At 52.9% G+C, this 25,770-nt stretch carries 43 protein-coding genes; 31 read left to right on the top strand and 12 right to left on the bottom strand.

All coding sequences use genetic code 11. The features are described 5' to 3' along the window. The first annotated feature begins 139 nt into the window (after positions 1-139). From NT073_RS24225 to NT073_RS24375, 31 genes are all read left to right on the top strand, one after another. A complete protein-coding gene (locus NT073_RS24225; RefSeq protein WP_297378834.1) occupies positions 140-478 on the top strand; it encodes a n-acetylglutamate synthase in 339 nt (112 codons plus the stop codon). Positions 479-509: 31 nt separating this feature from the next. Continuing rightward, positions 510-1,211, top strand: a complete 702-nt coding sequence (locus NT073_RS24230) for a hypothetical protein (RefSeq protein ID WP_297378836.1) — start codon at positions 510-512, stop codon at positions 1,209-1,211. A gap of 92 nt (positions 1,212-1,303) precedes the next feature. Further along, the gene (locus tag NT073_RS24235) at positions 1,304-3,691 is read left to right on the top strand and encodes a peptidylprolyl isomerase (protein ID WP_297378837.1); all 2,388 of its coding nucleotides are present in this window, start codon (positions 1,304-1,306) and stop codon (positions 3,689-3,691) included. Positions 3,692-4,144: 453 nt separating this feature from the next. Continuing rightward, the gene (locus NT073_RS24240; RefSeq protein ID WP_297378838.1) at positions 4,145-5,407 is read left to right on the top strand and encodes a hypothetical protein; all 1,263 of its coding nucleotides are present in this window, start codon (positions 4,145-4,147) and stop codon (positions 5,405-5,407) included. 133 nt (positions 5,408-5,540) lie between these two features. After that, positions 5,541-5,780: a hypothetical protein gene (locus NT073_RS24245; RefSeq protein ID WP_297378839.1), complete on the top strand. Its 240-nt coding sequence runs from the start codon at positions 5,541-5,543 to the stop codon at positions 5,778-5,780. 33 nt (positions 5,781-5,813) lie between these two features. Then, entirely contained in the window at positions 5,814-6,023 is a 210-nt protein-coding gene (locus NT073_RS24250; RefSeq protein WP_297378840.1) for a hypothetical protein, read from the top strand. Positions 6,024-6,092: 69 nt separating this feature from the next. Further along, positions 6,093-6,371 (top strand): hypothetical protein, encoded by a 279-nt coding sequence (locus tag NT073_RS24255; protein ID WP_297378841.1) that lies wholly within the window; start codon positions 6,093-6,095, stop codon positions 6,369-6,371. Between the two features lie 14 nt (positions 6,372-6,385). Beyond that, positions 6,386-6,664, top strand: a complete 279-nt coding sequence (locus NT073_RS24260) for a hypothetical protein (protein WP_297378842.1) — start codon at positions 6,386-6,388, stop codon at positions 6,662-6,664. 194 nt (positions 6,665-6,858) lie between these two features. After that, positions 6,859-7,458, top strand: a complete 600-nt coding sequence (locus tag NT073_RS24265) for a hypothetical protein (protein ID WP_297380270.1) — start codon at positions 6,859-6,861, stop codon at positions 7,456-7,458. A 65-nt stretch (positions 7,459-7,523) separates the two neighbouring features. Continuing rightward, positions 7,524-7,745, top strand: coding sequence for a hypothetical protein (locus NT073_RS24270; RefSeq protein WP_297378843.1), 222 nt, complete (start codon positions 7,524-7,526; stop codon positions 7,743-7,745). Between the two features lie 15 nt (positions 7,746-7,760). After that, positions 7,761-8,246: a hypothetical protein gene (locus NT073_RS24275; protein ID WP_297378844.1), complete on the top strand. Its 486-nt coding sequence runs from the start codon at positions 7,761-7,763 to the stop codon at positions 8,244-8,246. A 48-nt stretch (positions 8,247-8,294) separates the two neighbouring features. Then, on the top strand, positions 8,295-8,570 hold the full coding sequence (locus tag NT073_RS24280; RefSeq protein WP_297378845.1) for a hypothetical protein: 276 nt from the start codon (positions 8,295-8,297) through the stop codon (positions 8,568-8,570). Positions 8,571-8,581: 11 nt separating this feature from the next. After that, entirely contained in the window at positions 8,582-9,565 is a 984-nt protein-coding gene (locus NT073_RS24285; RefSeq protein WP_297378846.1) for a hypothetical protein, read from the top strand. Positions 9,566-9,575: 10 nt separating this feature from the next. Continuing rightward, entirely contained in the window at positions 9,576-10,163 is a 588-nt protein-coding gene (locus NT073_RS24290) for a hypothetical protein (RefSeq protein ID WP_297378847.1), read from the top strand. Further along, positions 10,154-10,465 carry a hypothetical protein gene (locus NT073_RS24295; RefSeq protein WP_297378848.1) on the top strand — a complete coding sequence of 104 codons (312 nt, stop codon included), beginning with the start codon at positions 10,154-10,156 and terminating at the stop codon, positions 10,463-10,465. Before NT073_RS24290 ends, NT073_RS24295 begins: the two co-directional genes overlap by 10 nt. Further along, positions 10,462-11,031: a hypothetical protein gene (locus NT073_RS24300; RefSeq protein ID WP_297378849.1), complete on the top strand. Its 570-nt coding sequence runs from the start codon at positions 10,462-10,464 to the stop codon at positions 11,029-11,031. The genes NT073_RS24295 and NT073_RS24300 overlap by 4 nt, the downstream gene beginning before the upstream one ends. Next, a complete protein-coding gene (locus tag NT073_RS24305) occupies positions 11,031-11,363 on the top strand; it encodes a hypothetical protein (RefSeq protein ID WP_297378850.1) in 333 nt (110 codons plus the stop codon). Before NT073_RS24300 ends, NT073_RS24305 begins: the two co-directional genes overlap by 1 nt. After that, positions 11,360-11,743 (top strand): hypothetical protein, encoded by a 384-nt coding sequence (locus tag NT073_RS24310; protein ID WP_297378851.1) that lies wholly within the window; start codon positions 11,360-11,362, stop codon positions 11,741-11,743. Before NT073_RS24305 ends, NT073_RS24310 begins: the two co-directional genes overlap by 4 nt. Next, positions 11,743-12,243 carry a hypothetical protein gene (locus NT073_RS24315; protein ID WP_297378852.1) on the top strand — a complete coding sequence of 167 codons (501 nt, stop codon included), beginning with the start codon at positions 11,743-11,745 and terminating at the stop codon, positions 12,241-12,243. The genes NT073_RS24310 and NT073_RS24315 overlap by 1 nt, the downstream gene beginning before the upstream one ends. Further along, positions 12,240-12,437, top strand: a complete 198-nt coding sequence (locus tag NT073_RS24320) for a hypothetical protein (RefSeq protein ID WP_297378853.1) — start codon at positions 12,240-12,242, stop codon at positions 12,435-12,437. The genes NT073_RS24315 and NT073_RS24320 overlap by 4 nt, the downstream gene beginning before the upstream one ends. Then, positions 12,434-13,810, top strand: coding sequence for a hypothetical protein (locus NT073_RS24325; RefSeq protein WP_297378854.1), 1,377 nt, complete (start codon positions 12,434-12,436; stop codon positions 13,808-13,810). The genes NT073_RS24320 and NT073_RS24325 overlap by 4 nt, the downstream gene beginning before the upstream one ends. 157 nt (positions 13,811-13,967) lie before the next feature. Then, the gene (locus NT073_RS24330) at positions 13,968-14,396 is read left to right on the top strand and encodes a hypothetical protein (RefSeq protein ID WP_297378855.1); all 429 of its coding nucleotides are present in this window, start codon (positions 13,968-13,970) and stop codon (positions 14,394-14,396) included. Between the two features lie 24 nt (positions 14,397-14,420). Further along, complete coding sequence (locus NT073_RS24335; protein ID WP_297378856.1) at positions 14,421-15,116, top strand: DUF1643 domain-containing protein; 696 nt, start codon at positions 14,421-14,423, stop codon at positions 15,114-15,116. A gap of 155 nt (positions 15,117-15,271) precedes the next feature. Continuing rightward, positions 15,272-15,928, top strand: a complete 657-nt coding sequence (locus NT073_RS24340) for a hypothetical protein (protein WP_297378857.1) — start codon at positions 15,272-15,274, stop codon at positions 15,926-15,928. Positions 15,929-15,956: 28 nt separating this feature from the next. Continuing rightward, on the top strand, positions 15,957-16,304 hold the full coding sequence (locus tag NT073_RS24345; protein ID WP_297378858.1) for a hypothetical protein: 348 nt from the start codon (positions 15,957-15,959) through the stop codon (positions 16,302-16,304). Between the two features lie 17 nt (positions 16,305-16,321). Then, positions 16,322-16,714, top strand: a complete 393-nt coding sequence (locus NT073_RS24350) for a hypothetical protein (protein ID WP_297378859.1) — start codon at positions 16,322-16,324, stop codon at positions 16,712-16,714. Positions 16,715-16,721: 7 nt separating this feature from the next. Continuing rightward, positions 16,722-17,063, top strand: coding sequence for a hypothetical protein (locus tag NT073_RS24355; protein ID WP_297378860.1), 342 nt, complete (start codon positions 16,722-16,724; stop codon positions 17,061-17,063). 8 nt (positions 17,064-17,071) lie between these two features. After that, on the top strand, positions 17,072-17,668 hold the full coding sequence (locus tag NT073_RS24360; RefSeq protein ID WP_297378861.1) for a hypothetical protein: 597 nt from the start codon (positions 17,072-17,074) through the stop codon (positions 17,666-17,668). Further along, complete coding sequence (locus NT073_RS24365) at positions 17,665-17,916, top strand: hypothetical protein (protein WP_297378863.1); 252 nt, start codon at positions 17,665-17,667, stop codon at positions 17,914-17,916. The genes NT073_RS24360 and NT073_RS24365 overlap by 4 nt, the downstream gene beginning before the upstream one ends. A gap of 6 nt (positions 17,917-17,922) precedes the next feature. Continuing rightward, the gene (locus NT073_RS24370) at positions 17,923-18,351 is read left to right on the top strand and encodes a hypothetical protein (protein WP_297378865.1); all 429 of its coding nucleotides are present in this window, start codon (positions 17,923-17,925) and stop codon (positions 18,349-18,351) included. A gap of 25 nt (positions 18,352-18,376) precedes the next feature. Then, a complete protein-coding gene (locus NT073_RS24375) occupies positions 18,377-18,706 on the top strand; it encodes a hypothetical protein (protein ID WP_297378866.1) in 330 nt (109 codons plus the stop codon). 59 nt (positions 18,707-18,765) lie between these two features. Here NT073_RS24375 and NT073_RS24380 read toward each other — a convergent pair whose 3' ends face one another. The 12 genes from NT073_RS24380 to NT073_RS24435 all read right to left on the bottom strand — a co-directional run bounded on the left by NT073_RS24380 (position 18,766) and on the right by NT073_RS24435 (position 25,768). Next, on the bottom strand, positions 18,766-19,128 hold the full coding sequence (locus NT073_RS24380; RefSeq protein ID WP_297378868.1) for a hypothetical protein: 363 nt from the start codon (positions 19,126-19,128) through the stop codon (positions 18,766-18,768). Further along, entirely contained in the window at positions 19,088-19,429 is a 342-nt protein-coding gene (locus NT073_RS24385) for a hypothetical protein (protein WP_297378870.1), read from the bottom strand. The genes NT073_RS24380 and NT073_RS24385 overlap by 41 nt, the downstream gene beginning before the upstream one ends. Then, positions 19,426-19,743: a glucosaminidase domain-containing protein gene (locus NT073_RS24390; RefSeq protein WP_297378872.1), complete on the bottom strand. Its 318-nt coding sequence runs from the start codon at positions 19,741-19,743 to the stop codon at positions 19,426-19,428. The genes NT073_RS24385 and NT073_RS24390 overlap by 4 nt, the downstream gene beginning before the upstream one ends. An 83-nt stretch (positions 19,744-19,826) precedes the next feature. After that, positions 19,827-20,228: a hypothetical protein gene (locus tag NT073_RS24395; RefSeq protein ID WP_297378875.1), complete on the bottom strand. Its 402-nt coding sequence runs from the start codon at positions 20,226-20,228 to the stop codon at positions 19,827-19,829. A 1-nt stretch (position 20,229) separates the two neighbouring features. Beyond that, the gene (locus NT073_RS24400; RefSeq protein WP_297378877.1) at positions 20,230-20,781 is read right to left on the bottom strand and encodes a CHAP domain-containing protein; all 552 of its coding nucleotides are present in this window, start codon (positions 20,779-20,781) and stop codon (positions 20,230-20,232) included. Beyond that, a complete protein-coding gene (locus NT073_RS24405) occupies positions 20,688-21,206 on the bottom strand; it encodes a hypothetical protein (protein WP_297378878.1) in 519 nt (172 codons plus the stop codon). Before NT073_RS24405 ends, NT073_RS24400 begins: the two co-directional genes overlap by 94 nt. Continuing rightward, positions 21,207-21,437 (bottom strand): hypothetical protein, encoded by a 231-nt coding sequence (locus tag NT073_RS24410; RefSeq protein WP_297378880.1) that lies wholly within the window; start codon positions 21,435-21,437, stop codon positions 21,207-21,209. Between the two features lie 87 nt (positions 21,438-21,524). Further along, positions 21,525-22,043 carry a hypothetical protein gene (locus tag NT073_RS24415; RefSeq protein ID WP_297378882.1) on the bottom strand — a complete coding sequence of 173 codons (519 nt, stop codon included), beginning with the start codon at positions 22,041-22,043 and terminating at the stop codon, positions 21,525-21,527. Between the two features lie 101 nt (positions 22,044-22,144). After that, the gene (locus tag NT073_RS24420; protein WP_297378883.1) at positions 22,145-23,302 is read right to left on the bottom strand and encodes a hypothetical protein; all 1,158 of its coding nucleotides are present in this window, start codon (positions 23,300-23,302) and stop codon (positions 22,145-22,147) included. A 60-nt stretch (positions 23,303-23,362) separates the two neighbouring features. Further along, positions 23,363-24,199, bottom strand: coding sequence for a hypothetical protein (locus tag NT073_RS24425; protein ID WP_297378885.1), 837 nt, complete (start codon positions 24,197-24,199; stop codon positions 23,363-23,365). A gap of 121 nt (positions 24,200-24,320) precedes the next feature. Continuing rightward, on the bottom strand, positions 24,321-24,929 hold the full coding sequence (locus NT073_RS24430; RefSeq protein WP_297378887.1) for a hypothetical protein: 609 nt from the start codon (positions 24,927-24,929) through the stop codon (positions 24,321-24,323). Then, positions 24,929-25,768 (bottom strand): hypothetical protein, encoded by an 840-nt coding sequence (locus NT073_RS24435; RefSeq protein WP_297378888.1) that lies wholly within the window; start codon positions 25,766-25,768, stop codon positions 24,929-24,931. The genes NT073_RS24430 and NT073_RS24435 overlap by 1 nt, the downstream gene beginning before the upstream one ends. Between the last annotated feature and the right edge of the window lie 2 nt (positions 25,769-25,770).

The following is a 25,770-nucleotide window of genomic DNA, read 5'->3' on the forward strand; positions in this document are numbered from 1 at the left end:
ACACTTCTACCGAAAAAGCTTAAGCTATCCAAGCACACTTCCAAGGTACAGATAGTCTCATTTCCTTTAAACGTTTTTTGCCGTAATCTTGAAAATCGTTTAAATCTTGTAAAAATTCCGGTCAAGAATCACGTTTCAGATGTACAAAAACAAAACCTTCCGCTCCGTAACCAATACCGACAATGGCGAAGTAAGCAGCGAAACGCTTTTCCATTATCAACAGCAGGATAAACTTGTCTGGGCCGAGTATGCCGGCGGAAGCATTGTAAAAGGTTTTTTGATTGCGGTTGTTCTACCAGACAACAGCCTTGATATGCGCTACGAGCATATCAACACACAGGGTGAGTTAATGACGGGTCGGTGTTTGTCGACTCCCGAAATCCTGCCCGACGGCCGGATTCGTCTGCACGAGCAGTGGCAATGGACCAGTGGCGATCAATCTTCGGGTGAGTCTGTTATTGAGGAAGTTTCTGCCTGACCTGTACGGGTTTCTATCTAAAAAAAGAATCATGAGAATCATTGTAACCCTTTTCATCCTGATTCAGACAACTGGCTGCGTGCGTCAGTCAGCGCTCACGGCGGAGTTAAGTCCCCGATCGATTAAAGCCGTGAATCTAGAAGAGACGATAACGCGCCGGGATGAGCTCATGATGGCGTATTCGCTGACCAGCTACGACGCAGCCAACAAAGCAGTAGCCGTTGTGAACGGTGGCTGGGGCGTAGAAACTATCCAGAAAGACCAGCAACTAGACTTGCAGGCGGCACCTTCGGGCGAGCATAACCCGGCAAAGCCGATTCATCTGCCACTCCCTCGAAACGGTCGGATCGTGGCTTCACTGGTGCTGATAGAGGTGGACGATTACAGCCAGGCTCGGCAAACGATGGCAAAAATTCAAAAAATCCACAACATAATTGCCCTACCCGCGGGCTTGTTGCTCACCGCTACGGAATTGCTGACACCCTTAAAATATGTTTCTGCCGGACTGGTGGCATCGGGCGTTGGGCTTCAGTTACTGGACAAACTCGATGAAGACGATCTGCTGGGTCAAAGCAGTGTAGAACTGCGGGAAGCAGATGTTCGAAAGAAAAAACAGCAATTTATCCGGGTACCCGCCATCTTTACGGGACAGAACCTGAAGGATTCGTTCGATTACCGGCTCGACTATGACATTACCCTCAAAGCCGTGAAAATCCAGCCTGTACACCAATAAGGTAGCCTATGCAACGTTGGGTATACATACCGAATGTTTTTTCTGCCGTATCTGTTTTACCAATACGTTTAAAATCACCTATTAGAGACGCTATGCGCCATTTCACAGGCGGTATCTTATTGGCTCTTTTTGTAACAGCCTGTAAAACAGCCGCTCCGGTCGTTCAGCAAACACCACCGGAACCCGTTATTCTGACGCTGGGCAATAAAGCGTTTACAACCGACGATTTTTTTCAGTCGTTTACCAAAAATCAACTTTCGGCCGACTCAGCCCAACGCACCGACGTCAAAAATTACTTTGACCTCTACACGAACCTGAAACTGAAAGTACTGGCGGCCGAGTCGGAAGGCCGCGACACAACAGAAGCATTTCGGGAGGAAATGAACACCTACCGTAAACAACTTGCGCAATCCTACCTGACCGACAAAGTACTAATCGAATCGCTGGCGGCCGAAGCCTATCAGCGCATGCAGGAAGAGGTCAACGCATCGCACATTCTGATCCCGATCTCTGAATACGCCCAGCCCAACGACACGCTGGCAGCCTACCAAACCTGTCTGTCACTTCGCAAACAGGCGCTGGAAGGAGCCGATTTCGCTAAACTGGCGCAAGAGCACTCACAGGATGTCAGCACGGCTAAAAACGGAGGCAGCCTAGGGTACATAGGCGCTTTCGGCGTAGTTTATCCGCTGGAAACGGCCGCTTATACAACCCCTACCGGAGGCATTTCCATGCCGGTACGAACCCGGTTCGGCTACCATATTATTAAAGTAAACAACCGTCGGCCAAGCCGTGGCCGCGTACGCGTGGCCCATATTCTGGTGCGAATAAGCCCTACCGCCGATGAGGCCGGGCAGAAAATCGCTCAGGAACGAATCGACAAAGCGTACGCCCAGTTGCAGCGTGGCGACTCCTTCGAGCAGATCTGCCGACTGGTATCCGACGATGCCACCTCGAAAGCTACCGGGGGGGTTCTACCCGTGTTTGAGCCCGGCCGATGGGTGCCCGCCTTCGAAGATGCAGCCTTTTCGCTCAGCAAACCCGGCGATTACTCCAAACCGGTTCGAACCAATTACGGCTGGCATATCATCAAACTCATCGAGCGCAAAGGACTGGACTCGTTCACAACGCTTGCCCCCTCACTGCGCCAACGCGTCACGACCGACAGCCGCGCCGATGTGCTCCGGCAAGTTACGGTCCAGCGGCTGCAAAAAGAGTATTCCGTTCAGACCGACCAACCGCTTCTGGCGACTGCGATTACCAAAGCCGATAGCAGTCTGCTGCGTGGCCAGTGGCGCTATACCGAACCACTGGACGCTACGCTGCAAAACAAACCGCTGGTCACTATTGGCAAGCAACCTTACACGGTAAACCAGTTCTTTGCCTACGTCCGTCAGCGACAGCAACCACAGCGGAACCCGGCCTTGAGCCCGGCTTCGGGCAGTCCGGCCATGGAAAGACCACTGGGTGGTTCGTCGTCAATTGCGATGCAGCGGCTGTTCGACCGTTTTGTCGGGGATCAGTTGATTGCCACCGAAGAGATGAATCTGGACAAAAAATCACCAGAGTTTCGGGCTTTGTTAACCGAAATTAGGGACGGTGTTCTGCTGTCTCAGGTTATGGAGCAGAACGTATGGGAGCGGTCGATGGTCGATTCGACGGGGCAGCGGCAATATTTCGAACAGCACAAAGATAAGTATCGCTTTCCCGAGCGGGCCAGAGCTACGCTGGTAGTGGCCCAGAATGACAGCTTGTTAAAACAGGCCGTCAGCATGCTGAGCAGTCGTCCCCCCTATCAGCTCCGGCGCTCAGCGGCCCCGGTAACGTTTACCAGAAATCAGACAGCACTTAACGAAACTCTTCGCGAATCGCTCTTCGATGTACTGGTAGTCATGAGCACCAACCCGGATTATGTCGTTGAAGTCAGCGGTTCCCATGACGCTACAGAAGCGGACTCGGTGTCGGCGGGCCGTATTCGTTCGGTAGTTGGTTATTTGCAGAAAAACGGCATTCCGCTGAGCCGGATCATGGAAAAGGACTTTCAGGGTGTACGGCCGGGAGCCGTTAAAGAGGCTCAGCGAAATGTGTCGTTTCAATACTTCAGCAATGCCAAAGACGACATTGCCAAGGTACTTAACAGTAAATATTCGGCCACGACGAACCGCAGCGAAGGCTTGGCTCGCCCGTCCGAAACAAGCCCGGTTACCATCCTTACCGGCCTGTTTGCCCGGGGCGAAAATTCCCTTCTGGATGGCATCAGTCAGTGGAAACCCGGCACCACCATGCTTCACCGCGACAACAAGGCGATCTCTGTCCTGATTGAGCGGATTGAGCCAGCACGGGCCAAAACTTTCGACGAAGCACGGGGAGCTGTCATCAACGAATACCAGGCAATGCTCGAAAAGCAGTGGCTGGCCCAGCTTCGGCAAACGTACCCGGTGAAAGTCAACGAAGATCAGCTTCGAAAGCTGGTTAAGTAATCACGGGTTTACGGACATGAAAAGCCAAGTCTGGGTTTTGCACACCGAACAACTTTATCCGGACGGCAAACACAATAGATTTCAGTCTTAAAAATGCTTAAAACGCAGAGTAGCAACCATTCTCTGCTTATATTTAAAACATGAAGCACAGAATTTTGTAACCCGCCCTCTGAGCCCTCTTTCCTGCCCCTCATAAGCACGCCTGACTGTAATCACTATACAGATCAGGCGTTTATTTTGCGGTACGATTTGGTAGAATACGTACATTTTCCGGTACGATTCCTTCAAATTGACCGTACCGGACACCTGAGCAAAAAACGTACCGGGACTGATCTTCGTCAGGTCGAACTGATATTAATCATATTTATTACATACACAAAGGTACATATTTGCGGAATTTGGTACATTCCAAGTTAACCAACCCGTAACATTGTGCTCTTAAAAAAACGACGTATGGCAATCTCCGTACGCTTCCGGCTGCGCCCACCCGCACCCGGTAAACCCTACTCTAATCCCAACCCTATCCAGGTGCGTATTACCGTGGATGGCACCGAAGACGCCGGATTTTCGACCAAGCTCAAAATTGACCCCTTGCTGTGGGATCAGGATGGACAAAACCCCCGTGGCCGCTCCGAGCAGGCCCAGCAAGTCAGCCGGGCGCTGACCAAGCTAAAGGCCAAGCTGGAACGCATCGAGGGTCACCAGGCCGACGACTACGAAGCGGGCAACGGATCGCGGCCCACGGTACAGAGCGTTAAACTGGCATACCTGATTGGGGTAGGCCGGCAAACAAAGCCCCTGCCTGCCCCGCCCACGGTGCCCCTGCCGTCGATGCCCATTTCATCGGCCGTGCTGGCCTACGTGGAGTACCTGCGGGCAAACGGCCTAAAGGACCAAAAGACGATTGCCGCCTATGAGCGTAACCTGCGGTTTCTGGCCGACTACCTCACCGAACAGGCCGACCCCGAACCGACAGCCCTCAGCATTACCTGCCAGTGGGTACGACGCTACCGGCATTACCTGTCGGGCCGGGTAGGTTTGAAGCGGAAAGACAAACTACTGGGATCGGGTCAGGTGAATCTGATTTGCCGGCAGCTATTCCACGCCACCGAGCACCTATATAATATAGGCATCCTGGAGAACAATTCGCTGGCCGGGCTGAAGCTGGATTACGCCCCGCCGAAAGAGGTCGTTTTTCTGACCCCCGACCAGGTCGAACGGCTGTTTTCGCTGCGGGTGGCAAACTTCGAACGAGCTAGCCTGTGGTGGACCCGGTTGCTGTGTCTGACCGGGCTCGACTACCCCGATGCCCAGCGGTACGTCAGCGACCGGGCGAGCTACGAACAAAAGGGAACGGGCGGCAAAAAGATCGTCATTCGGCGGGGTAAGAAACCCTACAACGAATGTAATATACCCTACTCGTCGGGTCTGGATGTCCTCTTTGCTGAGAGTGTGCCGGAGCCTCCGGCCCTGGGTAAGCTGTGCTACGACATGGCCAAGTTCGCCCCCATCATCGGCTACGACCATCCGGGCATTCCGTTTACGCCCAAAGTCTGCCGGAAGACGGCGGGTAGCATCTTCTCATGGGACGAGTACACCGTAAAGGCCGTGAGCAATATCCTGGGGCACTCTACAACCCAGACCACCGAACGCCACTACCTGAAAATTACGGGCGTGACCGTTGACCTTGAAATGCAGAAACGACAGAAGCTGTAAGTACTAACGGCCTGACAAATAGACCACTTAATCATAGGTGGTTTATTTTTTTGACTTTATTTTTAATGATTATTATATATTTCAATAATATTTATTATATTTACAACACCATTAAGAAACAAGCAGCTACCAAATGCAAGTTACCCGTAAGACCACCGCCCAGCTCAAAGCCGAAAAGTTCATCCTGACGACCATAGACCAGTCGAACGGCTTATTCCCTAAGATCGACAAAGGACTTGCCTCTGAGCGCCTTTTAACCTCTTCGCTCGGTGAAACCTACGTATTTGACGGTCGCGATAACCCCGACCAGAAGGTAACTTACTACAATGCCGTTTACAAAGGCATTGCCAGCTTTACAGCCTTTCCCTTATAATAATTCTTATAACTACGTAAATCAACTACCCGTATGAAAATTCCATTTGACCAATCCCTTGTTCACCTAGTTACGGATGCCCGGTCTGGTAATCCTCAAAAAAATGACATTGCTACAGCCGTTGGCGAAATGACTGTTTCTGGCGTCGAGTATCAGATACAGCTTCAACTGGTAGCCACCAAAAAGATGTGGGTGGGCGAGAATGAGGTTCGCAGATCAGAAGTAGTCAAGATTCACGGCTAAAAATATAATCCCATACCCGAACAGCCGGAAGGGTTTTGATCCGGCTACTACTTACAATCAGCTACCAGCATGAGTCAAGATAAAAAGCCAGACATATACAGATGGGTGTTTTTCATCCCGATTGAAGACGTCGTATCACCGAACAATCACGGCAAGAATGGAAAGCTCCCGCCCTGTCTGCTCTGCGGCCAGCCTGTCAAAAACGCAACGTACTCGGTGCATCTGCTGACAGATGGCAACCTGGTTTCGTCTGATCAGGAATTCGACAACTCTCAGGGGTTCCATGTAATCGGTAACAATTGCCGTCACAAGCTGCCAAACAATTTTGTGTTTCGTATCACCGCTTAAAATCCGCTACCCGCATGAAATCACCCCAAGACATAGAAGAACTAAAGCGTGACTGGCGAAGTGACCCCTGTTGGGATATTGAGGTTACCGAAGGCTTCGAAGATCATCACGACGAGTTGCTGGCTTACCGTAAAGCACACGAAGCCGAAAGGTCCGCCGCCTACGAAGCCGAGGTAACCGAAGAAATGGCCAGCATGGGCATTACCAATCGTTCGACCTACGACTACCTCAAAAAGCTGGAAACCAACATCGATAAAATTTTCTCGATTCTGGAACGACGGGACATTTACTAGCCTACACGTTCACTCACGATACACCCGACAGCCGGACGGGTTTCTATCCGGTCAACTTCACCACTTATTTTTTTTCTGCCATGTCTAAAGTTGTTACACCCCGTACAGAATTAACGCCCGATACCATTGCTTCACTGGGAAGTACGTTTAAATCCTACCATGCCGGTTTGGATGAGGACGGTATCCCCGTTCCCATGTTCAAGTACCTGCCCGGCCACCCCCGGCAGTATCGCTTCGACGCAAAAGAGGGCGTGTTTAACATCAACGGCGACGTAAAAACGTCGTTTAAGAAACTCGTCTTTCAGCCCTTTGCCTGGCGCATCTTTACGGATAATATCCTGAACATGGGGACCAAGAACTGGGCCGAAATGTACTTCATAGACAGCCAAAATTGCGTCTCGGCTATTTTGTTCCACGGCTACAGCGTCGACAATATTTACCGGTTGATCGAGCCGCTTTTTTACGATGACCTCACGCTGGCCGACGTCATTATCACCTGTTCCCCTGAGAAAAAGGAGAACACCAAAATTCAGCCCAAAGGCGTCTATTACATCGCCGAATTTGAGTACGAATCCTCCAATTCTGACCGCGTGAAGCTGCTCCACGATTATTCGAGCGACTACAAAATGTACCGGATGGAAACCTTAACGGACGTGGCCAATATAAAGGTCGCGCACCAATTCTGGAACCCCTACCTGGACTCGATGATGAACGGTTCCATTGGTGAGTACGTACCCTCGACACCGGCCCCCGAAACGCTGTTTGTCGATCAGCCCAACGACGGGGCTATCTAGTAAACCGTTCACTCAGTTGCCCTACTGCTACCAACAACGGTAGGGCAACTTTACTACTTACATCTATGCGTCTTTCGTATCTCCCCGAAAAAATTACCGTTAAAGGCCGAACGCTCAACGTGGTTATCGGACTCACTTCGATAGGAAAACGAGCCCTAATCATGGAAACCCGCCGTAAGCGCAAGTTCTACCGGAACGTCACCGTCTATAGCAAAAACGTTCAGGGAAAACCTGACCTGCATAATCGCCCCTACCCCGAATTTGTCTGGTTGTTTGTCGAAGCCTAACCCCCCCCTACCCGCATGAATATTGACACCGATTACATCAAAGACGTTTGGGAAATTATCGCAAAAAATAACGGGGACGCCTACCGCAACGGCAAGAACGTTCCCCAGGCCGTAGCCAAAGCCAGGGCGCAACTGGTACTGGAGTTTGTACAGGCCCTGAACGAACTGGTTCCGGAAATGGAGCAGGCGGTATACGCCAAGTGGTATTGCGACGAGATCGAGGAAGCTCTAACCGCTGAACTCCACAGCTTCAAAAAGGCACCTATGTTACTGGAAGGGGTCGAAGTGAGCGAAAGGTGTTACGACTTCTGGCTGAACGAAATGTTGCCGATCCGCCACCGTCCCGGTTCGTTCTTCTTTGCCGAGCCGCTGGCCCATACCGCCGATAACCTGCCCATCCACTGGTATTTCTGGCAGGAGGGCGGCAAGTACTGGGTCAAAGAAACCGCCCTACCCAAGCAGTACCGCGCCTGGACGGAACCCACCGCTACCCCTGTTTAATCCGCTACCAACGGGCATTTTTTCACCTGCTTAAATCACATTACCTGTATGAAAGTCACCTATTTTTTCACTACCAGTCAATCCAGAAAACGCGGCAACGACTGGTTCAGCCGGACGGTCAATGTCTGGAAAGTTGAGGATAACGGCATTAAGTTTTTAGCCACCAAAACCGAGGGATCAATCACGTTCGACCAGTTGGCGCGGGAATTGATTGCCGAGGTCGAGCCGCACTGGACACCCGCAGGCGGCAGCGAACGAGACGCCAAAGACGCTGTGCATAAAGCCAAAGAGGACGGCCTTATCGATATCATCCAGCTTGACTAATCCCCACTCCCATGCAACCAACTGCTGACGCTGTAAAACCCGCTTACATTAAGTATTTCGCCGGACAGGAAAAAATCGACAACCTGTATTTCGGCAAGCACGCCCGGCTGGCCTGGCACGCTTTTTCGAATACCTCCTTTTCCCCCGACGTTCGGGCCATTAGCTACATTACCGAGTACAGTAAGGAAATTACCGATGATCTGGCCCACTTTGACAGTATCGCCCTGACGCCCGAAGCCCAGGCGCTGCTGCCTGACGAAAAGCAGCGGTACGCCAACGGATTTGAACAGCGTTTTGTGAGCTGGCTTTCGGCCAAATCCCGGTGTGCGTCGACGATGATTACCGGCCCGGCTAACTTCCCCGTTGCCCAGCAGGAAAAACGGCACAGCAGCGAGCGCAAACGGGCCGAGGAGTTTTCCGAGTGGAAAGCTAAAGCCTATGCCGCTATCTGTACCAAGCTCCGTAAGGCGGGTGTCGTGGAGGTTCCCGAACTGGACCAGTTAGATGTCCGGCTCAATGAGTGCTTGCAACGTCAGGCACTTATGAAGCAGACAAACAGCCTGTACCGGCAGTTTAAGGCTGACCCCGACAGTCTCGAAAATGCCCCGGTATCGGATGCCCTGAAAGCGTCTATTCGCAACTGGACGCCGGAGTACGCCTATATCAAAGTTCCGTTTGAGCCCTACCAGTTAAACAGCGTTAATCTGGAAATAAAGCGCATACAGGAACGTATCGCGATCCTCAGCGCCAAAAAGCAGCGTGCCGAGGAAATCGGTACCGAGGAGATCCGCATCGAGGACGGTTGGCACATTGTCATCAATCACATCATCGACCGGCTCCAGATTGTCTACGACGGCAAGCCCGATGCCGCCACGATTAGCAAGCTAAAATCGAATGGCTTTAAATGGGCACCCTCCCAACAAGCCTGGCAGCGCCAACTGACAACGAATGCGAAATGGGCCTGCCAGCGCGTAACAGGCCACCTACCTAAATAGCCCCCGTATAATGAATCCACTTACAACTACAGCCGCACCGGCCAAAGGTGATATTAACGGCACCTGCTACCGTACCAGTTGCCAGAGTCCCGGAGCTACGTTCTACAACCACAGTACCCGAAAATACTACTGTACCAACTGCGCCGATCTGATTAACCGGGCCAACCACGAGGACGCCATTCGCCTATTCGGTCACGCCTTATGCACCGACCGGTTGCTGGAAATGCCGGTAACCAAACTTAGCAAGGAGCAAATGAAGGCAAAACGGCTGGCCCTGAAAGATAAAATGGCCGCACTTCACCGGGAATATTGCCGGGCTACCGGCGAGTTAGAGGAGCAGTGCCGGCAACTGGAAAAGGCCTACGGCACGTTCGCCCCCTTCCAGCCACAGAACGTTGTTCGCGTCCATCAGCAGTTAAAAAAAACGGCCAAGTCAACGGATTGCATTGTGCTTTCAGCGTCGATGGCTGTGCTTACCGATAAGTACGAGTTCAGCTATGACTTGCGAAAATTAGATAACAGCGGTCCTATGGTGCTTCGGAACGTCACCAAAATAGAGTTAATCACTGACCCTGTAGCCGCTGGATTATGTCCCTAAAACCAACCCCCGGCCCGTGGGCACAGGGACAGAAAGACGCCTTCCGGAGACACTTTAGCGTCTACGCCTACAGTACGCGAATGGGTCGCCCGTCCCGAATTATTGACTGCGCCCCCGGCTTTAGCCATGACTTTACCGACGAGGAAAAGGAAGCCAATGCCCGGCTGTGCGCCACCGCCCCTGAGTTGCTGCAGGCGTTGCAGATGCTGCTGAAAAGCTACGAACAGTTAATTAACGACGCCCACGAGGAAATCGAGCACATGAATGCCGTAAACATCATTAAAAAAGCCACTGCATTATGACAACTGAAGACTTTACAAATTCTATTGACGGTACGATAAATGATTTTACGACCGGAGTTACCAACGCAGTTGAATTCCGGGACTCGATACTAAAAACGTTGATTGCGGTAGCCACTCCTCATTTAGAGCGCAAGCCAAAGCCATTTGTGCCTACCACATGGCAACTGGAAATTAACAGTACCTGTAGCGGTGCATGGTTTGCCATTACCGAGGAGTGTATCGATCCGAAAACCAAGGAGGAGTGGAAAAACGAAATCGCTACAACTGGAACAGTTCTGGTTTTTGATCACGAAAAGTTTGGGAAAGACATTGCCGCGACCTATAAAGACGCCCCCGAATACTGGAAGACAACGGAGCACTACAGTGAACGGCTTGCTAACGCCAAATTGATTGCCGCCAGTCCAGATATGCTACAGGCTTTGTTAGCCGCCCAGCAGTGCATCCGGGATATGGTTGACGTATACGGGAGAGGGGCATCGATGCTGGTACTCGATGAAGCCGTAAAGGACTTAAAAAACGACGCGGGTAAGTTAGTGAATGCGGCCATTAAAAAAGCCACTGAATAATGTACACACTGCATACGCCCGGCCCGTGGTCCGCATTCTATAAGCGTAAATATGATGAATGGCACGTAAGCGTACCGCTTCCTGGCACAAAAATGACTTACGGTATTTTCCCAAATGGCGTACCCGCTGTAAACGGAACAGCCGAAGCCAATGCTAAACTGATTGCGGCTTCTCCTGAACTACTGGAGTGTCTGATTCTGGCCGTTCGTTCCGAAGAGCGCAACCGAAAGGTAATGATTGACGCTAATGCGGAGATGGGGTTTGATGAACCCAAAAAATTAGAATGGGTGGAAATAGCAGAAGCAATCATAAAAAAAGCCACCGGATTATGAGCACCAAAACGACCCCCGGCCCCTGGTACTGGATACTGAACCCGGCCAATCGAACCCTTGAACTGGAATCAGCCAGTAATTGCCGGACGACAATTTTCCGACCCGTCCGATGGGGGATGCAACGGGCCACGCTGCAATTCAACAAAGGCAATATTATGCACGACGCCATCAGCTTTGGTGTACCCATCAAAGGCCGTGAGCATCACAAAGACTGGGCACTGGACATTAACCACCCCGACGCCAAACTGATTGCTGCCGCGCCGGATCTGCTCGATGCCCTAACCAAGCTGGCCTACCGGTATCAAGCCGAAGTGTTCGACGGGCACGAAGATGAGGAGTACAGCAAAGCGATTGAACTAATTGTCAAACTAACCGAATAATGAGTAAACATACAGAAGGCCCTTGGCGTGCCGAAGGTTGGGAAGACCTGGTAGTAAACAGTAAAGACGGTACAACACTTTGTCTGGCCGCTGGCCCTAAAAACGCTACGATAGCCGAAATGAAAGCCAATGCCAAGTTAATTGCAGCGGCTCCTGAAATGTTCGAGGCCCTGACGGGTCTGGCTGATTACGCCCACGAACAGATTCAGGACTACTGCGCCGACATTCAGGAAGGGGGCCACCCCGACCCCGATGCGTTGATGAAGTGGAACCGGGTTATTTACGCCATTCAATCCGCTTGCCCTGACTACTTCCGTCACCCCAAAGACCCGACCCCGGCCCTGATTACTACGGAGCAGTACGATAAGGAGCTACGGGCCGAAGATGGAACGGTGTTTACCAAAAGCGGTGAAACGTTCTGTATCGCTTGCAATCATTCCGGCCCGCCCAACGACGACGGGATCAACTGGCCCACCTGCTCAAACTGCGGAGCCGTATGAGCGACTTTCAGGCTGACGACCGGGTACGGGTAGCCGTTACCCGGTCGGGCCGCCACCTGCGCAACTTTACCGGCACCGTTGTTGGCATCACCTGCCACGATCAGGCAACCGTCCTGGAGGACAACAAAACAGCCCCCGGCATTTACGAACTCGATCAACTTACACTTTTACCCCCCAAGCACCAAAAAAAATGAATACCGAAGCAATGCCTACCGACGAAATGACGCTCGATGCCGTTCCGACCAAAGAACAGCCCAACCAGTTAGCCAAAACACCTGTTGAAAATGCCCTGATCGCCTTCGACATTACACAGCTTAAAATCCAGCAACTCCGCGACGAGGAAGCCAAGTATGTAATTTCCGGCCCTGACGACAAGCGCGGAGCCGAAGTCGTCAACGACTTCCGGCTGATGGTGATGCGGCAGCGTACCTCAGTCGAGAAGAAAGCTAAGGAGTTAAAGGCCCCCCACATTCGCTACAATAAAGAAGTCGATGCCGCCAGCAACGCACTGACCGAGCAACTTGAAGCCATTGAGGATAGAGCCAAGCTGAAACTCAAATTGCACCGGGACGAGGTCGAACGGATTGAGACCGAAAAGATGCTGGCGAACCAGCGTCGTACCGAAGCCCGGCACAAGGAACTGGTCGGCTACGGCTACGTATTTAATGCAGCACTGGAAGCCTACGAACACGACGGGGATTTTATCAACTTCGACGACATGAAGCAACTCTCCGACGAAGAGTATGAACCTATCGTCACCCACGCCCAAACGGCCCACCGTATCAAGCAGGAAAAGCTGGCCGAAGAAGCAGCCGCCGAAACCGAACGGGTACGCTTAAAAGCCATTGCCGACCAGGAAGCAGCCGAGGAACTGGCCCGCCAGCAGGCCAAGCTGAAAGAAGATCAGGACGCGCTGAAAGCACAGCAGGACGAACTGGCCAATCAATGCCTTAAACTTCGCGTGGCCCGTTTGCTGGACTTAGGTTTCTTGAAGGATGGTAGATACTATACGATCCAGGATTACCCGACGTATTTTTCCGAGGACTACCTGATGGAGTTATCCTCGGAGGCTTTCGGTGAATCCGTGAATGCCTATATCAACTGGAAGAAAGACCGCGACAACCAACTGGAGTTTGCTAAAGAGCAGAAGGAAAAAGAGCAGGCGGAACAGGAGCGCCAGAACAAGGTGCTGGCCGAGCGTAGCCCCTTGCTGGAAGTAGTCGGTTTTACCGATAACATCGGCTCCTTTGCCCACCCGTTGCAGAAGTTGTTGTATGCTGACGAAGTGGCCACGATGGATGAAGACACCTTTGCCTATCTGATCAAGTACACCAAGGATAAAAACAAACAGGCTGACGACGAAGCCAAAGCCAAACGACTGGCTGATAAGGCCCGCACCGCCCGGCTGGCTCCCGATAAGAAGGAGTTGAAAAAATGGGCGACGGCACTGCTGAACACCAAAAACCCGGCCGTCAACGAACCGGAGGTATACGACGCATCACAAGCCTTTCTGGTCAAGCTCCGCAGCCTTACCCAGACGTTTATCGACCAGATTGACGCACTGTAGGTCATGAACAGAAACCACCACCAGCGCGGACCACCAGCCCCCTGATTGCCTGTCGTAAGAACCCCGCCACTATATCAATCCACCCAAGGATTTTGTTGTTTATATCATATACGGCGGGGTTCTCTACTTTTTCCCTCACTACTTAATTACTACCACTATGCCTCGTAAGACACAAATCATCGAGCCTAGCCATGAACAACTTATAGCTATCGTCGCTAAGGGTTATAATGAATACTGTGCCGGACAGTCACCGGATTCCACCTGTTCATTTCACCAGTTCCAGATCCTATTAAAAGACACAATTGCGGAAGAAATCAAAAGGAAAAATAAAGAGGGGGTAACTGTTCAGCGAAATGCGAAACGCGTCTATGCGTTCTCGATAGAGGGTGGAATAGTCGGCTCCTATGACTCTTACGCAGTGGCAGCAAAGGAAATGGATATTCCGGTTGCCTCGGTAATAACTAGTATAAAACGAAAAGGTCTGTATAAATGCGCGTACTACTTCAGTTTTGACCCTGACTTTAACGTGTTGGATTTGCCAAAATCCCATAGTAGAAATCCGCTGCTAAAAGTTCAACGCCGTTAATAAACCTCAATCCCCAGCACTGCCATGAATCGAAATCAAGTTAGTTTATTCCCTGAAATGCAACAGGGAGCCACCTTTGCCGAAAACGGCAAATACCGGTACCTATTGTGGCGCATCTGGGACGACACCCTACCCTTAGCTACGATTGTCGGACTGAATCCATCGACGGCTGACGATGCCAACGACGATCCGACCATCCGGCGCTGTATCTCCTTTTTGAAGGGATTCGGTTACGGTGGTTTTTACATGACTAACCTGTTCGCGTTTCGGGCCACTGAACCCGCCGTCATGAAAGATGAAGCCGAGCCGGTCGGTATGGCCAACGACGAATACCTGCGCTACGCCAAAGACAAAAGCAGCGCGGTACTTTTTGCCTGGGGAACGGACGGAGGACACCGGGGCCGAGACCAACAGGTAATCGATATGTTTCCCCACGCCTACTGTTTGGGCAAAACCAAAGACGGGCATCCCCGCCACCCCCTCTACCTGCCCAGCAGTACCAAACTAATTCCCTTTCGCGACTACGTGATCGACGGGCGCGTTTTGGTGGCGGCTGACATTGGCAGCAAGGTTACCTACGTACCGACCCACGCCCATGGCAACCGGAGCCACCCCGATTGTGAGCCGGGTACACTCATTGGCTGGAACTCAGTCGGGGCCATGGTCGATTACGTCCGCAACAAATGCCGCACTGATTACACCGATCTTGTCTGGGGGTAGGGTTGGGGGTATCCCCCGATTTACATTGTTAACTGACGATTTTATTCCATAAACTGAGGTTTAACAATGTAGTATCAGTAGGCATGCGCTTGTGCTAACTGCTTAATAATTAACGATTAATAACAATTGTAAACGACCTTAAGACTAACTGGCTTATGAAAGTCCGCATTTTAGCCTTTCTGCTGCATCACGCCAACCGAAACCCGATTTACCGGGATGACTTCTACGCCATTAAGAAAAAGATTCTTGATTACTACGGTACACCGGAGGGAGCCGACATGCAAATACTGCCGGGCAAGAAGTGCTACACCTGTGACGGAACGGGCATCTATACCGGTTACTACTGGCAGAGTGGCGAAGCCTGGCACGATACCTGTAACCGCTGCTGGCGGGGCTGGTACATCTCTCCCAAATATGTAGTGCTTCACCGCATCCGGTTAGGCCGCTACGTCTTTCACCAGCCGGGCGAACGATACGATACACCGGCCGACATACCCGTTCAGTACCGGGTGCCGAAAGAGCAGCAGATACAGGGCTACAAGGAGTTCACGCCCTCGATCTGGACCCACGAAGCCCACTTGTGGCTGTTCTGGTTTTTCGACCGGCCCCGCTTCTGGTATATGTGGCGCTGGCGGGCTTCGTGGCCGCATCAGGCCGGACTGCTGGTTAGGTTACGCGAACTGAAATGTTACTGGCAGCGCGAACTGGAGCGTAGGCGCGAACACCTTGATTTCGGACAGTTGCCCCAGCCGGATACCCGGTACGAAGTGCATAGCTGGCACGCGGCCGGTGATGATGATATCCCGTTTTAATAATCACTACCTTTAAGCTAAATTATGTATGCCGGAAATACAGATCAATAATCGAGGCTACCAAGTACCCCAACCCGTCTTTGACGAGTTGGGGCGATTGCAAAAACACATTGACGACCTCAAGGCCATAACTACACTTCAGCTTGAGGATTTTCAACAGCAACTGGACGAGGATTGCGATTTCCCGCCCATCAGCAATGCCAACGCATCGTACAGGGCCTATACTAAGTTTCTGGCCGAAAACGGCGAATCCTTGGGTAGCGAGGAGTCGATGAAACTGGCTATCAAGTTCCTTTCTGACATCTGCGACTATTATCTGAATCGCTACGATGGGGATTTAATCTCGATAAAATCATCAAACACCTTTCAGCGATAACCTTAACCCCCTACCCAATGCCCGCCCCCTGTTTAGAATTAACCCACCTCAAAACCAGCCAGCAGTTCGATAACGAACTGGATCTTGATGTTATGGTCTACTGGTTCCAGTGGTCAAACCGTACCCGTCTGGGTAAACTGGAAATCGAAATTGAACTGCTCGACCAGGCGGGTGCCGTCGTGGCCCCCAGCCGTACCCACATGCCTGCGGTAAAGATTGTGGGTTACACCGGTAAGAATCCCCAGCATCCCGTCTATAGCGCCAGTGTCTGGATTCAGATCATGGATTTGGTTCGCAGTCCCCGGCCCGTCAGCTTTCGCTACTATACGGTGACGGGCCTGTTTAAGCGGTCGGAAACCGTTACGGCCCCGCTGGATGGCGCATTCAATGATATCAGCATATATAAATAACAATGCTATGCACTACAAATTAGAACAAAGACTACACACTTATCAGCTTGCCGACCTGGGCGATAGTAAGGAAGACTACATACGGGACCAGTTTGCGCGACTACTGGCCCGTGATTTTAAGGCTAAACTGCAATTCACCCTCCCCGACTATCCGGAAGGGTATTTACGACATGCCCAGCGAAACGCGTCTATTCACTCCTCGGTGGAGTCGTTTCAGACCGAGTTTATTTTTATGCCCCTGGAGCACTGGCTGTCGGTTAAGCAGATGCTCCATGCCGTTATTGCGATTGTCCCCCCCGGCCAGCGGCACATGCTACTGACCGTCATTGACGAAATCGAAGATAAGTAACAGCTCTGATGAAAAGCCAACTTAAGACACTGAACTTTTTCTACTCCCAGCAGCAGTACGACGAGCTACACCTTTTTGACGCGCTGGGTGAGCCCCACAAGGACCCGCTCTTTAAAGGCCAGGTGTACACTGAATGCCGGTCAGTGGATAAGGGCTACCCCAGCCAGAAAGACGCGGTGCTGTTGGGTAGCGGCACGCTGTCTGACGTCACTGTCGACTGGAACAACCGGCCCGACCTCGTACTGCCACAAACCCGACAGTACTTGGACTTCATTAAAATGACCGCAGCCGTAGGGGAACGCGATTTGCTGTCGGGTAAGCCGGTCGAAGCGGCAATGACGGCCGGGGCGGTGAACGAACTTACCCGGCAGCTTGACGAGTTGTTTCTGTCCCGGCTTCAGCAGTACATTCCCGATGCTGCGCGCTGGAACGTAGACACCTATAAAGACCGCATTACCGTCGCCCATCCGGAAGGCGAGCCCTACCCTATGCAGGTCTTTCTGGACAAGACGATTTTGCTGCTGGAGCAGTTTGAGCCCACTACCCGCATGCAGGTTGATGATGCCGGTGCTTACACGATGATCACTAACATAACCTTCCGATGAACCACTATACACAGGACGAGGCCAAACAGCAGTATGAGCAGTACTGGCAAGACCCGGCCGTAAAAGTCGTAACAGATGCTATGGTTGTTATCATTAATAACTACGTACCTAGGGGCTTACTTAATCCGGAAACAGGGCAGGTAGTAATCGACTATATCGAGTACACCAGCGACCCGAACTATATTAAACTCGTTCAGGAACTCAACCAGTACCGGTCCGTCAAATACCCCTTACTCAAATTTAGCTGACGCCCTATGACCCGCGTTTACATCGACTTTACGGATACGCTGTTTTTTGAAACGTTTATGCCCGAAATCCCCCGTGCCGGGGATCGGCTGAATATGGGACGTATGCACAGTGAGGATGCCGAGGTTAACCGGCTGCTAGGTGAACGGGCCATTGTGACGAATATAACCTGGCATCTTGTCGGTCCGCAGTCGGCCTATGTCCGGCTACAGGTCGAAACCCTCGGCCCGCCCCTTACCTACACCGATACCGAACGAATGATACTGGATTTAATCAGCCACTATGCAGCAACGGACGGGGAACACCATAAAGCATGGGTACTTGATCAGATTACCCGACTGATTACCGTCGACGACTACGATGCGTTCGTAGCTCAGGCAAAAGCCGGGAAAGATGGCCCCGACACCTACGACTGGAATATCGGTATCGCCCCCTGACTACTAATCAATAAACGTATTACCTATGAATAATGCCCGTCAACACCTGTTCCGCTGCGTGCGTAATTTTATGACGAACGGTGACTTTTCAACACTACAAGCCGCCCAGCGGTACTATAATCTTTGGCATTTTCAGGGGGAATTCAAGCGGGTAGCCGCTATCGAGCCGGAACCGGAACGTCGGGCCTCTGTCTATGCCGTTAACCTAAGTTTTAACCTGTTTGCCATGCAACGGATCGAACAGGTTACCAGTTGCTGTTCACCGTCCAAACTGCTGGCCTTAACTGAACAGGAAGTTGTCGACTGGTTTTTTGGGTTTCAGGCTCCAATCTCGGAGCCCTACCAGGACCAATAAAAAAGCCCCGGCCTAAAAGACCGGGGCTTTGTTGTAACCCACCGTAACTTGTACTTAACCTATTTTTTTATCGCGTCGTAGACCTTCCAGCCCAGCAGGAAGCGAAACCCCCAGCGTTCGCGGTTGGCCCGTCTGTAGCGTTTCTGCCAGTAATCGGCCATTTGCCAGCCCCGGCTGCTGCTATCCTGTAGCACCTCCGTTCGCCGGGTGAGCTGCCCCTTTTCCGATCGCAGTCCCTGAATAATGGTCGAATCCATTTGTCTGCGAAATCTAAGCAAAACCCGCTCCTTTGCAAGCGTGACACTATCTTTCTTGAGGTAGTCGAGGTGCGTCAGGTCGGCCAGAATCTTGGGATACATCCACGGCTTTATCCAGCTTCCGCTATCGGTGCGGGTAACGGGCTGCGATTTTGCGGGCTGCATCAGCAGGTAGCATAGCCATAATAATACGTATAGAGTCTTCATACTGTTTTTTTAGCTGTTGTTTTTCGGCCTGTATGTCCTGCACCTGCTGGTCAGCAATGGCCACCCAGGCGGATGCGTCCTGCCCCTGCTGAATGACTAGCTGAGTGTCGTCTTCGCACCGGCTTAGGGCGTCGGCAATCTCCTGCCGTGCGGTAGCTTCGTGGTTTCCCCGAACGTGCCAGCCTAAAACGGCCATGCCTACGCACAGCAGCACTACGGCCAGCACCCTCGCAATCTGTACTGTTTTCAGGAGATTCATTGACGAACGAAGTTTAGTTTCTGAATTAATTTACCCTGGTAGTCTCCGTCCTCGGCGTAGTGCGTGTAGACCCACTGCCGGAACTCGGTTTCCGAATAGAGCGCGTGCCGGATCACCCGCCCCATTTCCCATTCCCTGTAGTCGGCCAGCATAGCCTCACCCGTCGCGTAGGTGCCGTAACGCTGTTTAACCCCGTTCTGGAAGCCTCGACCGTTGGGCCGGAAGCCGAACCAGTTGTGGGTTTTCATCAGCCGCTTGTCGCTAAAGTTGCCCGTTTCCAGCATTGCGATGGCCAGGGCTGTTTCGGGAAACAACAAATTAGCGTCAGCAATGCTGGTAACCGGGTCGCCCCATCGTTTTGCCAGCCGTTCGGCCCGGGTGGAAAACGACAGGGCCGCTACTTTGGGCGGTCTGGCTCGTAGGTCGGTGAACGGGCCTTGTTCTGCCGGGTCAGTAGCTTCTCGATTTCCTTTTCGGACACCAGGTTGCTTTGCTTTTTGATATTTTTGGCCTGAATCTGGGCAATTTCCTCGTCCAGTTCTTTGGCCTTTTTCAGCAGCACCTTCCGTAATGAGTCTTTCCGCATTGTAGCCGCTACCAGCGTGTCGACAACGGCCTGAGGGAGTACGAAGTTGGTTGGCTCGGTGATGACCATTGAATCAGCCTGCTCGCCCGCGATGGCCAGCGAATCCGCTACGTTCCGCACCCCGATGTGCTGGTTAATGCTTTTCCACGGCTTAAAGGCCACAAGGCCCAGGAATATACAGATCGCCAGTAAGTGAATATGTACCTGTCGCATGTTAGTTGAAGTAATCGATTCGGTTTACAATGAGTGATTGACTTTTGAGTCGCTGTTTGGCGTATACGCCCTCCTGTTTCGGATTGGATGGGTTGGAGGTGTTGCCGCCGATCACCCAGAAATAGTTCGTTTCCTCGGGCCAGCTGATAACAATCTCGACGTGGTCGATGCGCTTGCCCCCGAAGCGGAACAAGGCGACGTCACCCGACATGGGCCTACGGTTGGAGATTGCCACGCCCCACCGGTAGATAATGGCCTTTTTCGGTATGCTCCAGTTAGCCGCCAGGGCTGCCCCCTTTACTCCGTGCTGGACGTTGGAGACCATGAACACGTGGTTGACGAACAAGCCGCACCACATCGTTCCCGCCTGATAGCCATACGGCACCATGAAGAGCCGCGCCGGTTCGCCCCCGTTGTGGCCCGTTTCCCGGGTGCCGACGTACCGCTGGGCCGATTGTATTACGGCGAGACGCTTACCGACTCCGTTAGATTGGCCGTGAGCAGAAACGCAAACAAAAAGCAGGAGGCAAAGAACACGATGACGAAAAGCCATATTCGTTTTTCTGGGGTTAAATCGTAGCGGATGGACGTGAGTAAATCGAAATCGCGGTCCGGGCTGGGTTTGAAAAACTTCCATAAGCCAGTCCAGCAGAGCGAGATAAAAGCCATTACAATGGCAAAGATGAACGCCATCCGGTAGGTCGCCGTCCACAGTTGTATCATCGTATTGCTGAAGATCATTTCGCCGGGGTGAATTCGGCCGGCACTGTAGCTGGTGTAGTCGGCCAGCGAGTAGAACAACAGAAAGCAAAGGATCAAACCCGTCACCATTTGCAGCATGTGGTTATGGCGCTTGTCGAGGGTCTGCGGCTCTGCATCCCCTGCGGGCCGCGCTGACCGGTACTCGGTTGCCGGTGGTGTGGCGGGGGCGTCAGGGGCGCTGGGGGGCGTTGGCTGCTTTTTAAAGTCCAGTTTCATTTAGATTGATGCGCGGAGCCGTTTTAGATTTGACATCAGATTCTGGTGGGCCGCGGCTTCCGCTTCGGCCTGACTTTCGGCTTCGGCTTGCAGTAGCATCCGGAACTGGTCTTTGACCTCTACTTTTTCGTCGAGCGTAAAGCCCTCATTCGTCAGCGAATCGAAAATTGTCTGGGCGGCCTGCTGAACGGTCGGCTTTGACTCCTCGGGGGTTGTGTCCTGATTTTCCACTGGGGTATCCGTTTATAGTGAGAAATAAAAAAGGGTTGCCCACTGCCTGAGCAAGCAACCCTTTTTAAGTATGCTTGTCGTTTGCGGTTACGCCGTCCAGCTCAGGCCAACCGCTACCGGCGTCGTCGATACGTCCGTCCGGCGAACGCCTAGCTGTGAGGTGTTGGTGATGCCGACGAAGGTGGCCGAACTGCCGGCTGCTACCGATACAGCCGCGCCACTGCCACCGCGTTGTACGTCAACGGCAACCCCCGATCCGTTGTAGATCGTTGCCGACGTGGCGGCCTGTGACGTATAGGCGACGTACGGCGTTCCGGTGCCGCTGGTGTTCGCGGACAGGTTGCCCGATGGTACGGCCAGCAACAGGGCCAGGATTTTGGTGAGCGAATCCACGGCCGTACCCGTAGCGCCGTTGATGCTGGTAACGTCGGACACGGCCAGTTGCAGCGTTTCCGTACCCTGCCGGACTTCAACGCAGGGCGTAGCCGCCTGAGGAAAGGCGATGGTTGAATATATTCGGTAGATGGGGCTGGTAAAAACCCGCACTTCGCCACCGGCTTCTACGGCCTGAATGGCATTACCCTGCCGGGTGATAACGTAAGGCATGAGGTGAGTAAATTAGAGATGAAAGACGAACGAATGTAAAAAACAGGCCCGGCCGGTGCCGTTCCGCGTGGTACGCAGGGACACCGGCCAGTTAGCCCTGTTTAGATCAGTTTAGCGCGGAAAATACCCGTTACCGTATCCCAACCCGCGTAGTTTTTGAAGAAACCAGCCGGACGGGCGAACGTACCGAAGTGAACCGAAGGCGTGATCGTGAAGGCTGGGTAAGCCGACGAGTCATCTTCCCGTACCCGAATGTCGTGGTCGAGCGTAAAGGTGGGAGCCGTCGTCTGGGCAATCGTAATCGATGCCTGACCGTAGCTCGTGTTACCTACGTGCGTCATTGGAATTACGCCACCTTCATTGACGGGGGCGTGTTCCATGATCGACTCCATGCAGAAGGCTCCGGCGTCCATGACAATGATGTGGTCAGTACCCGACAGCGTATCAACCTGCGGATCGTAGTAAAACTCTACGTCCAGCATGTCGAAGACCTTAGCGTAATCGTAGCCCAGGGCAGCCGCGGAAACGATGTTCTTGCGGTTAAAATAGCGCAGGGCTTTCAGGCCACCAATGACGATGGGCTTGCCTTCGAACTGGTGGATGTTTTTCAAATCCGCAAACCAGTCCATGACGTAGGGGTTCACCGAACCGTCCGAGTTAAAGGCCGTGATCGTTGGCACGCCGGTGTTGGACGACGTACCCAGCATCAGGTTACCACCCACCCCAGCTACGAGGGCCGTCAGTACGGCCGTGTCTACGTTGACAAGTACCGAATCCGCACGCTTCATGATCTGGTCGCCCATGTCCGACAGCAGCGGGAAATTGGCGATATTGACCGCCAGCGCCCCGTTATTCGATTTGTTCAGGTAGTCCTCCGTCTGCTTCTCCAGGGCGAGTATGTCCACCGTCCGGTAGGTCAAATCCAGTTCCCGGTGCGTCACAAAGTCAACGTTCAAGCTCGTCGCCTGCGTGGGGTTGGAACCCGTCGCAACAGTACGGTTGGTCTTGATCGTGGCCGCTTCCTGCGGACGGTAGTTGAGCGTTACCCGCGCCTGGGGCGTGGTCTGTCCGGGAATGGTCGACAGCCGGTTGGCGTCGTTGGCATTCTTCGGGTTCATTTCCGCAATCAGGCCCGCGTTTTGGGGCGAACGAGCCGCCTGAAGGGCGCCGACCGGCGAGAATTTTTTCTTATTGCCCAGCGTCATGTTGATGGCCGCCAGAGCAACCCGGGCGACCGACAAATTTGTGTTACTTGCCATTCTTCGTTTTTGTTGTTTACTGCTTTCGCATTATGTGCCTACTGCGCATCGGCATTCGTCCTAACTCGCCAGACGGGCGGAGTTTTTGCGCTGGGCTTCGGACAACTGGGATTGATCGGCGGGTGGAGCCCCCGGCACCACGACGGGAGCCGCAGGAGCCGGACCGTCCGACTTCTTCAGGTATTCGTTTTCGACCAGCGTTTTTTCCAGCAGGGTGTCAATCGTAGCGCCTTTATTGCCGATGAAGAGTTGCATTTCTGGCTCCGCCTTCTGCATAATCTTGCCCGTTTTGAAGTCAAGCACCCCGCCGACAGATTCAATCGTTTCCTGTAAATCAGCGATAACCCGTTTGCCTTCTTTGGCTTTGGCGTAGTCGACAACGTCGGGGCGAACAATGACTTTGTTGGCCAGCGAGTTGAAATACAGCTTTTCGTCGTATTGCGAACGGAGGGTAGTAACGACTCCTTCGTGATCCGTTTTCAGCTTGTCAATCGTCTCGTTCAGCTGGGTAATCGTCTTGTTAAGCTCCGTCTGGTCGGCGGGCTTGGAGGAACTTTTCAGCTCCTTAGCCCGCGCCACCAGTTTGGCGATCTTTTTGCTGGTGGCCTTGTTGTCGGTTTTGAACGACTCCAGTTCCGGACCTTCAAACAGATCAGCCAGTACCGCGTCCACCTGCGCGTCGATGCCGTTGAGGGCCTGGGCGGTGAATACTTTTTTAATCTCCGGCCGGTTTTGGGCCTCGGATTCGGTAATCAGATTGCCCGTGATGGGCTTGACAATGATGTCGTCGTCTACGTCCAGTTCGGGTAAGGCGTCGATTGTCTCTACTAGTTTTGCATCCGTTTCGGGTACACCCGCGCGGATTGCCAGGGTCTTGAATAATTCTTTGAGTAACATCAGTTTTGCCCGTAGGCCAGTTAGATTGTTTTGCCCTGTGGGGGCCGGTAATCCAAGAGGAGGGCACGAAGAGGGGGGACTGCGAAGAGGACCGAACGGGTCGGAAACAAAGAGGGGGTAATTAGGCTTGCTGCATGTCCTGCGCCAGCTGCTGGGCGGCTTTGGCGGCTTCTTCAGCGGCTGCTGCGTGCTGTTTGGCGAGCCGGGTCTGAGCCGCTTTCTGGGCGGGGGTCAGTTCGGCAGCGTCATGCTTTTCTACCGGAGCCTCAGGAGCGGCCGGTGACGGAATTTGAGAAGCGGCAAAGTCAGCCATCGCTTTGGCGTAGGCTTCGGCGCGGATCTCCGCTTCACGCTGCGCCAGTGATTCGGACTGTGCGGTGAGGGCATCGACTTTGGCCTGGTGGCGCTGCTCCAGTGTTTCGAACGGCACGACGGAAAATGTCTGAAAGTTGTCGTTCGTGTCGGTTGTCGCACTGATGGGGCTCGATAAGCCCAGCAGTTCAATATCGCGGTTAATCGTCCGGGAGTAGCCCTTCTGCGGGTTCTCCTCGTCGGGCGTAAAGTCGTCATTGTGGGCCGTGATGTTTTCCCAGTAGCCGAACGGCACTTCCATCTGCTTTTCGGGGTCGATCACCGTATCTTTTCCCGTCACTTCGTTGCGCTGGGTGCGGGCTGAAAAATTCAACACGACCATATCGGAGCTGCGTAGCTCACTGAACATTTTTGCCATTACTCGTTAGCTTTTAGCGTTTTATACATTGTTTTACTGATGGGCAACAGACGATCCCGGCATCTGTAGCCCCCGCAGTACCAAAAAATGGACTGCTTATTCGTACCGGGAATTTTCCCCGCCCACGTTTGATTCGGCCAGCTTTCGACCTCGGCCTGCGTGAACGCCTTACCTTTCTTCGACAGGCAGAACGAGCGCGAACCCGCGACCGCCGTACCCATGTAGTAGTAGTATTTCATCCGCTCATTTTCGGCCACGCTCTGCATGTAGGCGCGGCTGGAAATGTAGAGCGATTCGCTGGCGTTTGTCGACAGGGGGCGAACGGCCAGCCCTTCGTTCTTCAGCTTTTCCCGTATCGTCCGGCGCAACTCCGCACCGGTTGATTTCGTGAGCGTACCCAGCATCAGACTTTCCCCGACGAGTTTGCCGTACGTCTGTTCAGCCGCAGTCGCCACTAATGCCCGCGTCTGCTCGGTAAGCTGGTTGACGACCGTAGCGTAGGTAGCCGACTGGTAGCCGGGCTGAATCTTGGCGTAGTAGGCATCCATACGCCGGGCACTCTCCTTGATGCGTTCGACCAGGCCCGACAGCAGGCTTAAAAACCCGACCCGGTAGATCATCGCCGTTAGGCCGGCATTGAAGTACGTCACGGCCCGCATGTTGTCCGACCAGTCGGCACTGGTTGTTTTGGGCCCCAGGAAACTACCCGCCCGCCCGTCCAGGAACCCATCGACTTCCGACAGTACGGCTTCGTTCAGCGACCGCACACCGGTTTCCACTTCGGTTTCCCAAAGCAACAGGTCGGCGTCAAGCTGTTCGATTTCGTCGATTTCGTCCACGG

Origin of the sequence: Spirosoma sp., from assembly GCF_026391055.1 — a bacterium.
Classification (GTDB): domain Bacteria; phylum Bacteroidota; class Bacteroidia; order Cytophagales; family Spirosomataceae; genus Spirosoma.

Bases quoted from the DNA above. Each gene is read 5' to 3' on its own strand.
- NT073_RS24225 (WP_297378834.1), top strand. From the start codon at position 140: ATGTACAAAAACAAAACCTTCCGCTCCGTAACCAATACCGACAATGGC.
- NT073_RS24230 (WP_297378836.1), top strand. From the start codon at position 510: ATGAGAATCATTGTAACCCTTTTCATCCTGATTCAGACAACTGGCTGC.
- NT073_RS24235 (WP_297378837.1), top strand. From the start codon at position 1,304: ATGCGCCATTTCACAGGCGGTATCTTATTGGCTCTTTTTGTAACAGCC.
- NT073_RS24240 (WP_297378838.1), top strand. From the start codon at position 4,145: ATGGCAATCTCCGTACGCTTCCGGCTGCGCCCACCCGCACCCGGTAAA.
- NT073_RS24245 (WP_297378839.1), top strand. From the start codon at position 5,541: ATGCAAGTTACCCGTAAGACCACCGCCCAGCTCAAAGCCGAAAAGTTC.
- NT073_RS24250 (WP_297378840.1), top strand. From the start codon at position 5,814: ATGAAAATTCCATTTGACCAATCCCTTGTTCACCTAGTTACGGATGCC.
- NT073_RS24255 (WP_297378841.1), top strand. From the start codon at position 6,093: ATGAGTCAAGATAAAAAGCCAGACATATACAGATGGGTGTTTTTCATC.
- NT073_RS24260 (WP_297378842.1), top strand. From the start codon at position 6,386: ATGAAATCACCCCAAGACATAGAAGAACTAAAGCGTGACTGGCGAAGT.
- NT073_RS24265 (WP_297380270.1), top strand. From the start codon at position 6,859: ATGTTCAAGTACCTGCCCGGCCACCCCCGGCAGTATCGCTTCGACGCA.
- NT073_RS24270 (WP_297378843.1), top strand. From the start codon at position 7,524: ATGCGTCTTTCGTATCTCCCCGAAAAAATTACCGTTAAAGGCCGAACG.
- NT073_RS24275 (WP_297378844.1), top strand. From the start codon at position 7,761: ATGAATATTGACACCGATTACATCAAAGACGTTTGGGAAATTATCGCA.
- NT073_RS24280 (WP_297378845.1), top strand. From the start codon at position 8,295: ATGAAAGTCACCTATTTTTTCACTACCAGTCAATCCAGAAAACGCGGC.
- NT073_RS24285 (WP_297378846.1), top strand. From the start codon at position 8,582: ATGCAACCAACTGCTGACGCTGTAAAACCCGCTTACATTAAGTATTTC.
- NT073_RS24290 (WP_297378847.1), top strand. From the start codon at position 9,576: ATGAATCCACTTACAACTACAGCCGCACCGGCCAAAGGTGATATTAAC.
- NT073_RS24295 (WP_297378848.1), top strand. From the start codon at position 10,154: ATGTCCCTAAAACCAACCCCCGGCCCGTGGGCACAGGGACAGAAAGAC.
- NT073_RS24300 (WP_297378849.1), top strand. From the start codon at position 10,462: ATGACAACTGAAGACTTTACAAATTCTATTGACGGTACGATAAATGAT.
- NT073_RS24305 (WP_297378850.1), top strand. From the start codon at position 11,031: ATGTACACACTGCATACGCCCGGCCCGTGGTCCGCATTCTATAAGCGT.
- NT073_RS24310 (WP_297378851.1), top strand. From the start codon at position 11,360: ATGAGCACCAAAACGACCCCCGGCCCCTGGTACTGGATACTGAACCCG.
- NT073_RS24315 (WP_297378852.1), top strand. From the start codon at position 11,743: ATGAGTAAACATACAGAAGGCCCTTGGCGTGCCGAAGGTTGGGAAGAC.
- NT073_RS24320 (WP_297378853.1), top strand. From the start codon at position 12,240: ATGAGCGACTTTCAGGCTGACGACCGGGTACGGGTAGCCGTTACCCGG.
- NT073_RS24325 (WP_297378854.1), top strand. From the start codon at position 12,434: ATGAATACCGAAGCAATGCCTACCGACGAAATGACGCTCGATGCCGTT.
- NT073_RS24330 (WP_297378855.1), top strand. From the start codon at position 13,968: ATGCCTCGTAAGACACAAATCATCGAGCCTAGCCATGAACAACTTATA.
- NT073_RS24335 (WP_297378856.1), top strand. From the start codon at position 14,421: ATGAATCGAAATCAAGTTAGTTTATTCCCTGAAATGCAACAGGGAGCC.
- NT073_RS24340 (WP_297378857.1), top strand. From the start codon at position 15,272: ATGAAAGTCCGCATTTTAGCCTTTCTGCTGCATCACGCCAACCGAAAC.
- NT073_RS24345 (WP_297378858.1), top strand. From the start codon at position 15,957: ATGCCGGAAATACAGATCAATAATCGAGGCTACCAAGTACCCCAACCC.
- NT073_RS24350 (WP_297378859.1), top strand. From the start codon at position 16,322: ATGCCCGCCCCCTGTTTAGAATTAACCCACCTCAAAACCAGCCAGCAG.
- NT073_RS24355 (WP_297378860.1), top strand. From the start codon at position 16,722: ATGCACTACAAATTAGAACAAAGACTACACACTTATCAGCTTGCCGAC.
- NT073_RS24360 (WP_297378861.1), top strand. From the start codon at position 17,072: ATGAAAAGCCAACTTAAGACACTGAACTTTTTCTACTCCCAGCAGCAG.
- NT073_RS24365 (WP_297378863.1), top strand. From the start codon at position 17,665: ATGAACCACTATACACAGGACGAGGCCAAACAGCAGTATGAGCAGTAC.
- NT073_RS24370 (WP_297378865.1), top strand. From the start codon at position 17,923: ATGACCCGCGTTTACATCGACTTTACGGATACGCTGTTTTTTGAAACG.
- NT073_RS24375 (WP_297378866.1), top strand. From the start codon at position 18,377: ATGAATAATGCCCGTCAACACCTGTTCCGCTGCGTGCGTAATTTTATG.
- NT073_RS24380 (WP_297378868.1), bottom strand. From the start codon at position 19,128: ATGCAGCCCGCAAAATCGCAGCCCGTTACCCGCACCGATAGCGGAAGC.
- NT073_RS24385 (WP_297378870.1), bottom strand. From the start codon at position 19,429: ATGAATCTCCTGAAAACAGTACAGATTGCGAGGGTGCTGGCCGTAGTG.
- NT073_RS24395 (WP_297378875.1), bottom strand. From the start codon at position 20,228: ATGCGACAGGTACATATTCACTTACTGGCGATCTGTATATTCCTGGGC.
- NT073_RS24400 (WP_297378877.1), bottom strand. From the start codon at position 20,781: ATGGCTTTTCGTCATCGTGTTCTTTGCCTCCTGCTTTTTGTTTGCGTT.
- NT073_RS24405 (WP_297378878.1), bottom strand. From the start codon at position 21,206: ATGAAACTGGACTTTAAAAAGCAGCCAACGCCCCCCAGCGCCCCTGAC.
- NT073_RS24415 (WP_297378882.1), bottom strand. From the start codon at position 22,043: ATGCCTTACGTTATCACCCGGCAGGGTAATGCCATTCAGGCCGTAGAA.
- NT073_RS24420 (WP_297378883.1), bottom strand. From the start codon at position 23,302: ATGGCAAGTAACACAAATTTGTCGGTCGCCCGGGTTGCTCTGGCGGCC.
- NT073_RS24425 (WP_297378885.1), bottom strand. From the start codon at position 24,199: ATGTTACTCAAAGAATTATTCAAGACCCTGGCAATCCGCGCGGGTGTA.
- NT073_RS24430 (WP_297378887.1), bottom strand. From the start codon at position 24,929: ATGGCAAAAATGTTCAGTGAGCTACGCAGCTCCGATATGGTCGTGTTG.